10 protein-coding genes and 1 pseudogene are annotated in these 15158 nt (G+C 47.4%); 9 read left to right on the top strand and 2 right to left on the bottom strand.

Annotated elements, in window-relative coordinates; genetic code table 11:
- Positions 1-27: 27 nt before the first annotated feature.
- Positions 28-1899, bottom strand: coding sequence for a tRNA uridine-5-carboxymethylaminomethyl(34) synthesis enzyme MnmG (mnmG, locus tag ONT19_RS12305; RefSeq protein WP_264952082.1), 1872 nt, complete (start codon positions 1897-1899; stop codon positions 28-30).
- 231 nt (positions 1900-2130) lie between these two features.
- Between mnmG and ONT19_RS12310 the strand changes: the two genes are divergently transcribed.
- From ONT19_RS12310 to ONT19_RS12330, 5 genes are all read left to right on the top strand, one after another.
- Positions 2131-2814, top strand: a complete 684-nt coding sequence (locus tag ONT19_RS12310) for a fumarate reductase transmemBrane cytochrome b subunit (RefSeq protein ID WP_022120110.1) — start codon at positions 2131-2133, stop codon at positions 2812-2814.
- Between the two features lie 32 nt (positions 2815-2846).
- Positions 2847-4829: a fumarate reductase/succinate dehydrogenase flavoprotein subunit gene (locus tag ONT19_RS12315; RefSeq protein WP_264952083.1), complete on the top strand. Its 1983-nt coding sequence runs from the start codon at positions 2847-2849 to the stop codon at positions 4827-4829.
- 15 nt (positions 4830-4844) lie between these two features.
- Complete coding sequence (locus tag ONT19_RS12320; protein ID WP_089543082.1) at positions 4845-5603, top strand: succinate dehydrogenase/fumarate reductase iron-sulfur subunit; 759 nt, start codon at positions 4845-4847, stop codon at positions 5601-5603.
- 225 nt (positions 5604-5828) lie between these two features.
- A complete protein-coding gene (locus ONT19_RS12325; protein WP_264902015.1) occupies positions 5829-5972 on the top strand; it encodes a hypothetical protein in 144 nt (47 codons plus the stop codon).
- A gap of 340 nt (positions 5973-6312) precedes the next feature.
- Positions 6313-7866 carry a THUMP-like domain-containing protein gene (locus ONT19_RS12330; RefSeq protein WP_264952084.1) on the top strand — a complete coding sequence of 518 codons (1554 nt, stop codon included), beginning with the start codon at positions 6313-6315 and terminating at the stop codon, positions 7864-7866.
- Positions 7867-8013: 147 nt separating this feature from the next.
- Here the strand turns inward: ONT19_RS12330 and ONT19_RS12335 are convergent, their stop codons facing one another.
- Positions 8014-9555, bottom strand: a complete 1542-nt coding sequence (locus ONT19_RS12335) for a carboxylesterase/lipase family protein (RefSeq protein WP_264952085.1) — start codon at positions 9553-9555, stop codon at positions 8014-8016.
- A 149-nt stretch (positions 9556-9704) separates the two neighbouring features.
- Between ONT19_RS12335 and ONT19_RS12340 the strand changes: the two are divergent.
- The 4 genes and pseudogenes from ONT19_RS12340 to ONT19_RS12355 form a co-directional block, all read left to right on the top strand.
- A pseudogene (locus tag ONT19_RS12340) lies at positions 9705-9869 on the top strand (IS1380 family transposase); the annotation flags it as partial.
- Positions 9870-10131: 262 nt separating this feature from the next.
- Positions 10132-11283 carry an N-acetyltransferase gene (locus ONT19_RS12345; RefSeq protein ID WP_153112381.1) on the top strand — a complete coding sequence of 384 codons (1152 nt, stop codon included), beginning with the start codon at positions 10132-10134 and terminating at the stop codon, positions 11281-11283.
- Positions 11284-11502: 219 nt separating this feature from the next.
- Positions 11503-13392, top strand: coding sequence for a DNA topoisomerase IV subunit B (locus ONT19_RS12350; RefSeq protein ID WP_228113362.1), 1890 nt, complete (start codon positions 11503-11505; stop codon positions 13390-13392).
- Between the two features lie 137 nt (positions 13393-13529).
- Positions 13530-15113, top strand: coding sequence for a S41 family peptidase (locus ONT19_RS12355; RefSeq protein WP_118080189.1), 1584 nt, complete (start codon positions 13530-13532; stop codon positions 15111-15113).
- The last annotated feature ends 45 nt before the right edge of the window (positions 15114-15158 follow it).

A 15158-nucleotide genomic window follows, 5' to 3' on the forward strand; every position in this document is an offset into this window, starting at 1 on the left:
TTTCCTTGTGTTTCGCTGTGAAACGGCTTATCTTCCGAGTAATACAAGCATCACGTTGATATCGCTTGGTGATACGCCCGGAATTCGGCTTGCCTGTGCCAAAGTTTCCGGGTCGATGCGCTCGAGTTTCTGGCGTCCTTCTGTGGAGATTTCGTGGAGCTCGGAATAGTTGAAACGGCCCTTGATTTTGATGTCCTCCAAACGGTGCATCTTGTCGGCAATGAGACGCTCTCGTTCGATGTAACCTTTGTACTTCATCTTGATTTCTGCAGCTTCCGTTATCTCTTCCTTTCGGTTGGCTGGTGTTTCCAGTGCAGCCTTCAGGTCCGGAATAATATCCGAAAGATTCGTGAGGTTCAGATGCGGACGAGCGATGAGGTCGATGAGCTTGCAGCCGGCGCGAAGTGGAGTAGTACCGAGTGCCTCCAGTTTTGGATTTATCTCATCCTTCTTGATAGGATAGTTGGCGCAGAATTCGATGATTCTTCCGATGGCTTCTTTTTTCTCTATCCACCAGTCGTAACGGTCGCGCTTGGCAATTCCGAGTTCGTATGCTTTTTCGGTGAGTCGGGCATCGGCATCGTCCTGACGGAGCAGAATGCGGTATTCGGCTCTGGAGGTAAACATACGGTATGGTTCGTCAACTCCCTTTGTGGTGAGATCATCGATGAGTACGCCGATATAACTCTCATCGCGGTTCATCTCGAATGTTTTGATGCCAACACAATGCAAGGCTGCGTTGATTCCTGCCACGGTTCCCTGTCCTCCTGCTTCCTCATAACCGGTGGTTCCGTTCACCTGTCCGGCAAAGAAGAGACCTTTGATGATTTTCGACTCCAGTGAATGTTTGAGTTGGGTAGGGTCGAAGTAATCGTATTCGATGGCGTATCCCGGTCTGTAAATCTTGGCATCTCTCAAAGCAGGAATCTCGTGAAGTGCATTCAGCTGGATATCCATCGGCATGCTTGAAGAAAAACCGTTCAAATACATCTCGTTCGTATCTTCGCCTTCCGGTTCCAGGAAGAGCGGATGCTGATCCTTGTCGGGGAAGGTGACGAGCTTTGTTTCTATACTCGGACAGTAACGTGGACCGGTACTCTGAATCTGACCATTATATAAAGGTGAATCAGCGAGACCGCTTTTTAAAGTTTCGTGTACCTTCTTGTTGGTGTAGCAAGTCCAGCAAGGCAATTGTTTCAGAACCCGATGTTCTCCCATGTAAGAGAACTGGTGGAAATCGCTGTCGCCCGGCTGTTCTTCCATATCTTCGAAATGAACACTTCGCTTGTCGATTCTGACCGGAGTTCCGGTTTTCATTCTGGCTGTAGTGATACCCCATCGGGTGATGCTCTCCGTAAAGTTGTGTACGGCAGGTTCGGCGCATCTTCCGCCTTCTACCATCTTTCTTCCTACATGCATCAGTCCGTTGAGGAATGTTCCAGCGGTGATGATGATGCTCTTGGCATAGAATTCGGCTCCCCAGATGGTTTTTACGCCGATGGCTTCTCCGTTAGCTACGAGCAGTTCGTCAGCCTGGTCTTGCCAGATGTCGAGGTTGTCAGTATGGTCGAGGATGGTTCTCCATTCCCAGATAAACTTTCCTCTGTCGCATTGGGCACGGGGGCTCCATACGGCAGGACCCTTGCCGATGTTGAGCATTCGGAACTGGATGGCGGTTTTATCCGTTACGATACCCATCTGTCCGCCCAAAGCATCGATTTCGCGCACAATCTGTCCCTTGGCAATACCTCCGATGGCGGGGTTGCAACTCATCTGTCCAATCTTGTTCATATCCATCGTTATCAAACAGGTTTTGGCACCCATGTTTGCAGAGGCTGCAGCAGCCTCGCATCCGGCATGGCCTCCACCGATAACGAGCACGTCATAATTGAATTTCATACTTCGTTTAATCTATATTTTTTCTAATTTTCGGCAAAAGTAAGAAATAAAATCGAAATTTTAGCAAAAATACTTTGATAAATCATTAAAATATAGTAATTTTGCAGCAGACTTGCGAAAATATACCTAGAAATGAGGATTGCAGAATGCCAAAAAATAGGTATTGCAGGGACGAAAAGTGTGGAATATAAATTAGTTTCAAACAGTTAAATAATTAAATTTCAATCATTTATGTGGTTAATCAATTCATCTATTGGTAGAAAGGTAGTGATGTCAGTAACTGGTATCGCTCTTATTCTATTCTTGACATTCCACGGTTGCATGAATGTTGTTGCGCTTTTCTCTGGAGAAGCTTACAACACAATCTGCGAGTTGTTGGGTGCTAACTGGTACGCCGTAGTTGCAACTTTGGGTTTGGCAGCTTTGGCAGTTTGTCACATCGTTTACGCTTTCATCCTGACAGCACAGAACCGTCGTGCTCGCGGTAACCAGCGTTACGAGGTAACAGCAAAGCCAGAGAAAGTAGAGTGGGCTAGCCAGAACATGTTGGTGCTCGGTATCATCATCGTTCTCGGTTTGTTGCTTCACCTCTTTAATTTCTGGTACAACATGATGTTTGCAGAGCTTTTGGGTACAAGCTTCGGTCACAGCCCAGCAGACGGCTTCGCATTCATTCAGGACACCTTCGCTAACCCTGTGTTCGTAGTTCTCTACATCATCTGGTTGGTAGCTCTTTGGTTCCACCTCACTCACGGTTTCTGGAGTGCTATTCAGACTCTCGGTTGGAGCGGTAAGACTTGGTTCTGCCGTTGGAAGATGATCGGTATGATTTATTCTACCATCCTGCTTCTCCTCTTCATCGTAGTTGTATTGGCATTCGCTTTCGGTTGCGCTCCATCTTTGTGCTGCGCATAATTCGTGTAATCATTTAAGTATTAAAAAAGATTATGGCAAAAACATTAAATTCTAGAATACCTGAAGGACCAGTTGCTGAGAAGTGGACCAACTATAAGGCTCACCAGCGTTTGGTTAACCCAAAGAATAAGTTAAAGCTCGACGTTATCGTTGTAGGTACAGGTTTGGCAGGTGCTTCTGCTGCTGCTTCTCTCGGCGAGATGGGCTTCAATATCTTGAACTTCTGCATCCAGGACTCTCCACGTCGTGCTCACTCTATCGCAGCACAGGGTGGTATCAATGCAGCTAAGAATTATCAGAATGATGGTGACTCTGTTTACCGTCTGTTCTACGATACAGTAAAGGGTGGTGACTACCGTGCTCGTGAGGCTAACGTTTACCGTTTGGCTGAGGTGAGCAACGACATCATCGACCAGTGCGTAGCTCAGGGCGTTCCTTTCGCTCGTGAGTACGGTGGTATGTTGGCTAACCGTTCTTTCGGTGGTGCTCAGGTATCTCGTACATTCTATGCTAAGGGTCAGACAGGTCAGCAGCTCCTCCTCGGTGCTTACTCTTCTTTGAGCCGCATGGTTGAGGCAGGTAAGGTTAAGCTCTTCACCCGTTACGAGATGGAGGATATTGTGATCGTTGACGGTCACGCTCGTGGTATCATCGCCAAGAATTTGATTACAGGTAAGTTGGAGCGTTTCTCTGCCAACGCCGTAGTTATCGCTACCGGTGGTTATGGTAACGCTTACTTCCTTTCTACAAACGCTATGGGTTGTAACTGTACAGCAGCTATCCAGTGCTACCGCAAGGGTGCTGACTTCGCTAACCCATCTTACGTTCAGATTCACCCTACATGTATCCCTGTTCACGGTACAAACCAGAGTAAGTTGACTTTGATGTCAGAGTCACTCCGTAACGATGGTCGTATCTGGGTTCCTAAGAAGATTGAGGATGCTAAGGCATTGCAGGCTGGTACAAAGAAGGGTTCTGATATTCCTGAGGAAGACCGCGACTACTACTTGGAGCGCCGTTACCCAGCATTCGGTAACCTGGTTCCTCGTGACGTGGCTTCTCGTGCAGCTAAGGAGCGTTGCGACAAGGGCTTCGGTGTCAACAACACTGGTCTTGCCGTATTCCTCGACTTCTCTGAGTCTATCAACCGTCTCGGTATCGACGTTATCCTGCAGCGTTATGGCAACCTCTTCGATATGTATGAGGAGATTACTGACGTTAACCCAGGTGAGTTGGCTAACGAGATTAACGGCGTGAAGTACTACAACCCAATGATGATCTTCCCTGCTATCCACTATACAATGGGTGGTATCTGGGTAGACTATGAGTTGATGACCACTATCCCTGGTCTCTTCGCTATTGGTGAGTGTAACTTCTCTGACCACGGTGCTAACCGTCTTGGTGCTTCTGCTTTGATGCAGGGTTTGGCTGACGGTTACTTCGTATTGCCATACACAATCCAGAACTACTTGGCCGACCAGGCATTGTGGCCAAAGCTCTCTACCGATCTCCCAGAGTTCGCAGAGGCAGAGGCAGGTGTTCAGAAGGAAATCGACCGCCTGATGGGTATCCAGGGCAAGCGCTCTGTAGATTCTATCCACAAGGAGTTGGGTCACATCCTTTGGGAGCACGTAGGTATGGGTCGTACCAAGGAAGGTCTTGAGGAAGGCTTGAAGAAGATGAAGGCTCTGCGCGAGGAATTCAACAAGAACCTCTTCATCCCTGGCAAGAAGGAAGGCTTGAACGTAGAGTTGGATAAGGCTATTCACTTGCGTGACTTCATCTTGATGGGCGAGTTGATCGCTTACGATGCATTGCACCGCAACGAGAGCTGTGGTGGTCACTTCCGTGAGGAGTACCAGACAGAGGAAGGCGAGGCTAAGCGTGATGATGAGAACTTCTTCTACGTAGGTTGCTGGGAGTATCAGGGCAATGATACAACTGCTCCAGTGCTCAACAAGGAACCTCTCGAGTATGAGACAATTAAGGTACAGACAAGAAATTACAAGAATTAAAAAGCGAACAAGACAATGGCAAGAAATATAAGTTTCACAGTTAAGTATTGGAAGCAGGACGGTCCTACAGCACAGGGTCACTTCGATACACATGAGATGAAGAACATCCCAGATGATACTTCATTCCTCGAGATGCTCGACATCTTGAACGAGGAGCTCATCGAGTCAGGTCAGGAGCCTTTCGTCTTCGACCACGACTGCCGCGAGGGTATCTGCGGTATGTGCTCTCTCTATATTAATGGTACACCACACGGTAAGACTGAGCGTGGTGCTACAACATGTCAGCTCTACATGCGTCGTTTCAACGATGGCGATGTTATCACCGTTGAGCCTTGGCGTTCTGCTGGTTTCCCTATCATCAAGGACTGTATGGTAGACCGTTCAGCATTCGACAAGATTATCCAGGCAGGTGGTTACACCAGCATTCGTACAGGTCAGGCTCAGGATGCCAACGCTATCCTGATTCCTAAGGAGAATGCAGACGAGGCAATGGATTGCGCTACATGTATCGGTTGCGGTGCTTGTGTTGCTGCATGTAAGAATGGTTCTGCAATGCTCTTCGTCAGCTCAAAGGTTAGCCAGCTGGCACTTCTCCCACAGGGTCGTGTAGAGGCTGCTACCCGTGCTAAGAAGATGATTGCACGCATGGATGAGCTCGGATTCGGTAACTGTACAAACACTCGTGCTTGCGAGGCTGTTTGTCCTAAGAACGAGTCTATCGCTAACATCGCCCGCTTGAACCGTGAGTTCTTGAAGGCTAAGTTGGCTGACTAATCCATCGTTTCTTTTGAGACACCGGAATTTTCTCTCTGCATCTTTACGGATGCGAGAGAATTTTCCCAACAACTCTTCACTCTTCACCTTTTGGGTGTAAGTAGTTGAAGGATAGGAAGTTGGGCGGGTGAAGAGTGTTTTTTTACTCTTCACCCGCCCTTCACCTTTTTAGGCTGTTGACAGCTAAGCGGCTCTGCGTTTATACCTTTCCTAAAATCGTAAAAGGTGAAGAGTGGTGAAGAGTGGGTGAAGAGTGCTGAAAAACTCTTCACCTATGTAATGTGTTGTGTTTCAGTTCTTTATGTTGAAAAGGTGAAGAGTGAAGAGCTGATTGCGATATTCCTGCCAACCGTGCTTCTCTTGAAATAAGAGAAAGGATGTTTGGCAAACTGTTATACTGGAACAGCCGACTAGCCTCTGTTGCGCTAGTCGGCTGTTTGCCTTCTGCCAGCTTTCTGTTTGCCTTCTTCCAGTATGCTGTTTTTCGTCTAACAGCCTTCTGTTCTTCCTAGGCAGTTGTTCTATCTCCGATAGTTATGTATTTATTTCCGCCTGCTTTGGTCATCATATTGCCTTGTAAAGGGCAGATTATAGCCGAGAGCATCCTGTTTTCGGTGCATCCCGACATAAATTATCAGATATTCTGAGAAATATTTTGTAATCTCATCAGAATGTCGTAAATTTGCGGTTATAAAGAATAAGTAGTGTAATGACGAATCATTCAACAGAAATCATGAACCAAGCAACGCTTGATTTTATCCGCCAGTATCAGGACGATGATGTTCGCCAGCTGGCTTTCCTCGGCAGCAAGTATCCCGAGGTAGATATGCCTTTCGCTCTCGACCAGATTCGCGGGCGAAAGATGGCTCGTACGAAACTGCCCCGTTGGGCAAGCATCGAAGGCATCATTTATCCCCCTCATATTTCGATGGAGCAATGTTCGTCAGAGCAAACGGCACTTTATAAGGCTGAACTCGCTGCCCGACTGCTCGGTTTGTCTCCTTCATCATCCGAAAACGGAGAAGAAAAGGAGAAGGAGAGCGAAAACGCCTCAAATCTTCATCTTTCTGAAATTTGCGAATTTGCGGGCAAAGGGGCAGTTGATTCAGAATTCGCCAAAAATGAAGCTACTTGCAAAAAGCAACAGATATTAACAGAACCAGCAGAGAATGTTAATGAAACAAAAGAAGAACCTCATAAAGGAGATTTTTCTGAAGAAACCGGCTTTGTTGACCTGACCGGCGGCTTCGGAGTAGACTTCTCTTACATCGCTTCCCGATTGGGCGTGAAGTCGATGTATGTGGAGCGTCAGGCTCATCTCTGTGAAGCTGCGAAGGAAAACTTTGGGCGGTTGGGTTTGAAGAACGCCATCGTGAAGAATGGAGACGGAATAGAGGTGCTGCATTCTTTTGTTTCAAAGAAGGATGATGCTGCATCTGAATCTTTAGGCATAACTGAAGACCAGTCTCAGTCATTACTTAAGACCAACCTTGGTCTTAAGCTAATCTTCATAGATCCTGCCCGTAGAGACGATGCTGGCAACAAGGTAGTATCCTTGAAGGATTGCACGCCCGATGTCACCGTTTTGCAGGAAGAGATGCTTTCGAAGGCTTATTACGTTATCATCAAACTCTCTCCGATGCTCGATTGGCACCGTGCGGTAAGCGAATTAAACTGCGTACAAGAGGTTCATATTATCTCCGTGAATAATGAGTGCAAGGAGCTCCTTTTAGTGCTGTCTGCGCGAAATATGGGCGGAATGGAGGCTTCATCGGCAGATGGAGAAGTAAAACATGCCGGGAATCTCCGCATTTATTGTGTCAATGATGCCCAGTCCTTCGTCTGCGAAGAGTCGGATATGGAGGCTTCTTCCGTCAAGATTGCCCCATCCACCTTTGAAGAAATGCAGTATCTTTACGAGCCGAATGCTTCTCTGATGAAAGCCGGCTGTTTCAGCGTTTTATCCGAGCGATATGGAGCCAGAATGCTTTCCAAGAACAGCCATCTCTTCTTGAGTCGTGATCTTATCGCCGCTTTCCCAGGTAGGAGTTTCCGCATCATCGCCATCTCCTCCTTTAATAAGAAGGAGCTGAAGCGACATCTCTCAGGCATCACCAAGGCGAACATCGCCACCCGCAACTTCCCCCTCTCCGTAGCGGAATTGCGCAAGCGATTGAAGTTGAAGGATGGTGGTGAAACTTATATTTTTGCCACCACACTGAGCGACGAAAGCCATGTGCTGGTAATAACGGAGAAAGCTTAGAATTAGGTATAGTATTGGGCCTTTATGATGTTTTTACTCAAGTTTCGCATGTAAACTCCACACGCCCTGAAATGGCAGAAGCTCCTAGCCCAGGGAGGGCACGGAAAAAGTTCCAAGTGGGAGAAATGCCACTTGGAACTTGACGTATTATTTTCTTTTTTCCTTGAAGAACTTCTCGAAGAAGTCCATTTGCTTTTGATTTTGAACAGGACCCAAATGCAGTCCTTCCTTCATAATCATCACCGTTGGTTTACCTTCCTGGTAGGTAGTCCAGAAAGGAAGGCTATTCCCGTTTGGATTGCCAGTCTTGGTAAAGTTGATCCAGTAGCGTGACATGATTTGTTCCATGTGCTGCTCCGTCTCGGTCATCTTTCCAGAGCCAAACTTATAGCCATAGATGAATGGCATCTCTGCCACATGGCTCGCTCCTCCCTTGCGGCTTTTCACGATGGTGTTCTCAGAGTCTTGGTCAAAGTAATACATATACACCTTGCCCTTGCCGGTCTTGCTCTGCAGGTTAGCCCAGGCATACGTTCCCCATGCAAAGGAGCCATCACGGAAAATGTCGGATTGGGCGAAGTAGGTTTCTTCCTCTGTCTTGGCAGGATAGAGACTGAGAACCTGGTCTGCCCAACTTCCATATATTTCATGGATTCTTTTCTCATAGTCACTTACACTGACAGGGCGGCTAAACATACTTCCTTCGTCGCTGTTGGTTCCTATGATGACATTTACATCATTGTAGTTTCCCTTTTCATAGAGCTTATACTGGTCATCTGTGATGCTGTAGCCATCCACATTAGGCCAGAAGGATTCCATGGCGGTATTCTTCACGATGTCCATGAAAGGAACTTTTCTGAGTTGCTTAATGTTCTTTACTTTAAGTTTCTTTTGAAGTGCCAGTCCGCTTGCCTCTGCTGCTTTAGTTGTGAGCATGGCGGTGTTGCCGTTTCTTGCTTCGTCCACTGGCCAGAAAGAACCGCCGCTTTCGCTGATGGCACCACGGAATAGTCCCTTTGCAAGGGGAGAGGCGCATAGTATACTTACCGAGATACCACCGGCAGATTCTCCAGCAATGGTAATCTTGTCTGGGTCTCCACCGAAGGCAGCGATATTGTCGTGAATCCATTTTAAGGCCATCACTTGATCAAGGATGCCATAGTTACCAGATATGTTCTTGCCTGATTCCTTACTCAGCTCTGGATGTGCCATGAATCCCAAGGCTCCTAAGCGGTATTCTATGCTGCAATAGATGATGCCTTCCTTGACAAAGCTTTCCTGAGTTCCACTGTAGGAGCCAGTAAGAAAGGCTCCTCCATGAATCATCACAAATACAGGGAGTTTGTCATTCTTACTCTTGGCTGGCGTTTCCACACTGAGGTATAGGCAGTCCTCGCTCATGCCCAGCTCTCCACCATTTTGGTTAGGGTCAATGGGCTGTGGTGGACGGTCTCCCCATTTATCTGCTTTGAATACTCCCTTCCAAGGCTTCTTGCTCACTGGGGCTTTCCATCTGAGGTTGCCCACTGGTGCTTCAGCGTATGGGATTCCCTTGTATAGGGCGAATCCTTCATGTTCCACACCTTCAATTTCCCCTTGCTCCACTGTTGTTCTTAGCAGTTGGGCGTTAGCTGCCGATAGGCAAAAGAGTGTCAGGGCAGCTGTCAGTAGATGTCTTTTCAATTTCATTTCTGGTTATTTCATTAATTCCGCAACACTATTATCAATTAAATATTTTAAGCGCCTGAGCAACAAAAAGTTACTCCGGATTTTGCTATGTCAGAATTTTCACTTATCTTAGTGTTGCGAAAAGAAAACAAGCAAAACTCTGATATGACATGGCAAAGATACAAATTAAATCTGAGAAACTCACTCCTTTTGGAGGAATATTTTCGGGTCATGGAGCAATTTGACTCCATATTGTCTTCTGTAATCGACTCCACCCTCATAATTTCACTACTCATTGGATGAACCATCTTTCGCTTCATCCGACACTTCGCACTTCTCGCCAGTGTTGGAGAGAATAGATGATCGAGCTTTTTCTTATTGTGATTCCTTGGAGAGTGTTAGTTTTCCGCCAGTGCTTAAAATTATCAGGTAAAGATATTCCGCCAAAACCACCACTAAATGGGTGATATAGGCTAGTTTGGGGGCTGTAATTAAAAATTAACCCCTAAAAAACTGCAAAAAAAGTAGCAATATTTGGTAATTTGCCAAAATATTGCTACTTTTGCATTTATAATATTGCAAACTAGTTTGAAAATCATGTCATTAATAGAAATTAAAAAGGTCGAAACAAAGAAGGACTTGAAGACGTTCATCGACTTCCATTACGACCTCTACGAAGGCAACGAATATGATGTGCCTAATCTTTTCAGCGACGACATGAATACTCTGAGCAAGGACAAGAACGCAGCGTTCGAGTTCTGCGAGGCAGAGTATTTTCTTGCCTATAAGGACGGCAAGCTTGCAGGTCGCGTCGCTGCCATTATCAATCATAAGGCAAACAATAAATGGGGCAGGAAATCGGTCCGTTTCGGCTGGATTGATTTCATTGACGACCGCGAGGTTTCCAAGGCTCTTCTCGATGCTGTAGAGAAATACGGTAAGGAGAAGGGAATGGAAGATATTGTAGGTCCGCTGGGTTTTACCGATATGGATCCGGAAGGCATGCTTACCTGGGGCTTTGACCAGCTAGGCACCATGCCTACCATTTATAATTATTCATATTATCCGGAGCACATCGAGGCTCTGGAGGGTTTTACCGTAGATAATAAATATGTAGAGTATAAACTGATGGTGCCAGATACCATCCCGGAGAAATATTCCAAGATAGCGGCGATGATAGAGAAAAGATACAATCTCCATGTCCGCAAACTTACCCGTAAGGATGTTTATCAGGGCGGATACGGACAGAAGATTTTCGACCTCATCAATGATACATACAAGCATCTCTATGGTTATTCCGAACTTTCACAGAAGCAGATAGACCAGTACATCAAGATGTATCTGTCTTTGCTCGACCTGAACTTTGTAACAGCCATAGAAGACTGGACTACCGAGGATCATAAGATGATAGGTATCGGTATTACGATGCCTTCCCTTTCCAGAGCTCTGCAGAAGTGTCATAGGGGCAGGCTGCTTCCTTTTGGCTGGTGGCATCTGCTGCGCGCCATCAAGTTCCATAAAACCAAGATTGTCGACCTTCTGCTCATCGGTATCCAGCCGGAATACCGTGCTAAGGGTGCCAATGCGCTGCTCTTTGCCGACCTGATTCCTATCTATCAGAAGTATGGAATCGAGTGGGGAGAAACACAGGTGGAAATGGAAGATAATGCTGCCGTGCAGGGACAATGGGGCGTCTTGGATCCAGTCCTTCACAAGCGCCGCAACTGCTATATTAAGAGTATCAGGTAAATAGCAATTGTTGTGTTGGCAATTATCTGATAAACAGAATGTTGCAACATCATTTGCTATGTTATAAGAAAATAAATAAGAATAACTAAGGAGGAAATCATGTCTGAAGATAAAAACTTAGGTAACAGCGAATTGAATGCCGCTGATGAGCTTACCAATGCCCCTCAGGAGCAGCAGCCGGTAGAATATACCGATGATAACATCCGCCACTTGAGCGATATGGAGCATGTGCGTACCCGTCCGGGTATGTACATCGGCCGTCTGGGAGATGGAAATCTGCCGGAAGATGGTATTTATGTGCTCCTGAAGGAGGTGGTAGACAACTCTATCGATGAATTCAAGATGGGCGCAGGTGCCCGTCTGGAAATCGATATCGAGGACAATCTGCGTGTCAGCGTGCGCGACTATGGCCGTGGTATTCCTCAGGGCAAGCTCGTTGAGGCTGTAAGTGTGCTGAATACCGGCGGTAAGTACGACAGCAAGGCGTTCAAGAAGAGCGTCGGTCTGAACGGTGTGGGTGTGAAGGCGGTCAATGCCCTCAGTTCCCACTTCGAAGTAAAGTCGTACCGCGACGGAAAGGTGCGCCATCTGAAGTTTGAGAAAGGTATTCTGAAGAGCGACACGATGGAAGATACTGAGGACGAGAACGGTACCTTTATCTTCTTCGAGCCGGATAATACACTCTTCAAGAACTATTCCTTCCACGATGATTTCGTGGAAACGATGCTCCGCAACTATACTTATCTGAACACCGGACTCACCATCATGCACAATGGCCGCCGCATCTTGAGCCGCCATGGTCTGCAGGATTTGCTGAGCGATAATATGACCAACGAAGGTCTCTACGACATCGTCCACATGAAGGGCGAGGACATCGAGATTGCCTTCACCCATACTAACCAGTATGGCGAGGAGTATTATTCCTTCGTCAACGGTCAGCACACCACCCAGGGAGGTACGCATCAGAGTGCCTTCAAGGAGCATATTGCCAAGACTATCAAGGAGTTCTACGGCAAGTATGAGTATGCTGACATCCGAAACGGACTGGTGGCTGCCATTGCCATCAACGTAGAAGAACCGGTCTTCGAGAGTCAGACCAAGATTAAGCTCGGAAGTACTACGATGACGCCGAATGGTGGCGAAACCATCAATAAGTATGTGGGCGATTTCCTGAAGAAGGAAGTAGACAACTATCTCCATATCCACAAGGATGTGGCTGAGATTCTGGAGAATAAGATTAAGGAGAGCGAACGCGAGCGCAAGGCGATGGCGGGCGTTACCAAACTCGCCCGTGAGCGTGCCAAGAAGGCGAATCTCCACAACCGCAAGCTCCGCGACTGCCGCATCCATTTCAGCGACGCCAAGAACGAGCGCAAGGAGGAGAGTTCCATCTTCATCACCGAGGGCGATTCTGCCAGCGGAAGCATCACCAAGAGCCGCGATGTGAATACCCAGGCGGTGTTCTCTCTGCGTGGTAAACCGCTCAACAGCTTCGGTCTTACCAAGAAGGTGGTTTATGAGAACGAGGAGTTCAATCTGCTTCAGGCGGCTCTCGATATAGAGGACGGCTTGGATTCATTGCGTTACAACAAGGTGATTGTGGCAACCGATGCGGATGTCGACGGAATGCACATCCGCCTGCTCATCATCACCTTCTTCCTTCAGTTCTTCCCAGATCTCATCAAGAAGGGCCATGTCTACGTGCTTCAGACCCCATTGTTCCGAGTGCGCAACAAGCGAACCAAGATCAAGAACAAGCAGGCGGTGGCTGATGCGGATGCGAAACTGGGAAGCAAGGAGAAAAAGAGCGATTTCATCACGCATTACTGTTACAGCGATGAGGAGCGCCAGCAGGCGATTCGCGATTTGGGCCCTGACCCTGAAATCACCCGATTCAAAGGATTGGGAGAGATTTCGCCTGATGAATTCGCCCATTTCATCGGTCCCGACATGCGGTTGGAGCAGGTTACGCTGCATAAAACCGATCAGGTGCAGAAGCTGCTGGAATATTATATGGGTAAGAATACGATGGAGCGCCAGAACTTCATCATCGAAAATCTGGTGATAGAAGAGGATATTCCGGAGGAAGACTCTGAGCCGCTGGATTAAATGAAGTGAAGAGTGAAGAACGAAGAGTGAAGAATTCAAGTGCTTTCGGGGGGTAACCATTGAAAAAAGCGCTGTTAACTGTTAACCTGTTAACTCTTGAAGGATTTCTCTCTTTCATAAACTTTAAGTTTTAAGAAATGAAGAAATATCTATTCATAGCACTTGTAGCATTCCTGGCAGTAACTTCTGCCAGTGCCCAGTTGCGTATCAAGATGGGCAAGAACAGCCCGATAGAGAAGTTGGGAAGGGCTGAAATCGCCATTACCAACCTTTATGTGGATAGTGTGGATGAGAATAAGCTCGTAGAGGACGCCATCCGAGGCATGCTCGAAAAGCTTGACCCTCATTCTTCTTACGCTACAGCCAAGGAAACCAAGGCGATGAACGAGCCGCTGAACGGCAGTTTTGATGGCATTGGCGTGCAGTTTAACATGGTAGATGATACGCTGCTCGTTATCCAGCCGGTTACGAACGGACCTTCTGAGAAGGTGGGAATCATTGCCGGCGACCGCATTGTGGCTGTAAACGATACTGCCATTTCGGGCGTTAAGATGAGCAAGGAGGAAATCATGAAGCGCCTTCGTGGTCCTAAGGGAACAACGGTGAACCTTACCATCGTGCGCCGTGGCATCAAGGATAAGCTCATCTTTAAGGTAAAGCGCGATAAAATTCCGGTAACTACGATGGATGCGGCTTATATGATTCGTCCGGGCATCGGATACATCCGATTGGGAAGCTTCGGTCTTACCAGTCATAAAGAGGTAACAATAGCGATGGATTCGCTGAAAAAGAAGGGAATGAAGGACCTTATCTTCGACCTTGAGGATAATGGCGGAGGCTATCTTCAGGCTGCGGCTCAGATAGCCAACGAGTTCCTGCAGAAGGGCGATCTCATCGTTTATACCAGCGGTCGTGCAGCGCCTCGCCAGGAATATAAGGCGCAGGCTAACGGCAGATGGCGCAAGGGCAAGGTGGTGGTGCTCACCAATGAGTTTACCGCTTCTGCCGCCGAGATTGTTTCCGGAGCCATCCAGGATCAGGACCGTGGCGTAGTGGTTGGTCGCAGAACCTTCGGCAAGGGATTGGTGCAGCGTCCGCTGACCTTTGATGATGGCAGCGAGATTCGTCTCACCATCGCCCATTACTATACGCCTAGCGGCAGATGCATCCAGAAGCCATATAAGAAAGGTGACAGATTGGATTATGCGATGGATCTGGACAAGCGTTACAAGCATGGCGAGTTCACCAATCAGGACAGCATCCATCTTTCAGACAGTCTGAAGTATTATACCTTGCGCAAGCATCGTGTAGTTTATGGTGGTGGTGGAATCATGCCAGATTATTTCGTTCCGCTGGATACAACCAAGTACACCAAGATGCACCGTCAGTTGGCAGCCAAGAGTATCGTCATCAACCACAGTCTGAAGTTCATCGATGCGCATCGTAAGGAGCTGAAGAGCCAGTATAAGGATTTCGATAAGTTCCTCGCCACCTACGAGGTTCCTTCTTCGCTGATAGATGGCATTATCGCCGAGGGCAAGAAGGAGAAGATAGAGCCGAAGGATGAGGCTGAATTAATTCAGACGAAGAAATACCTCGCCCTGCAGCTGAAAGCCCTTGTAGCGCGAGATATCTGGGATATGAGCCAATACTTCCAGGTTTGGAACGAGACAAACGAGATAGTTCAGCGCGCCGTGCAGCTGCTGACTACGGGGAAATAAACTGTTAACTGTTGACGCTGTTAACAAGAAATAAAAGAGGGTGTC

It is taken from the genome of Segatella copri, assembly GCF_026015625.1.
Taxonomy (GTDB): domain Bacteria; phylum Bacteroidota; class Bacteroidia; order Bacteroidales; family Bacteroidaceae; genus Prevotella; species Prevotella copri_H.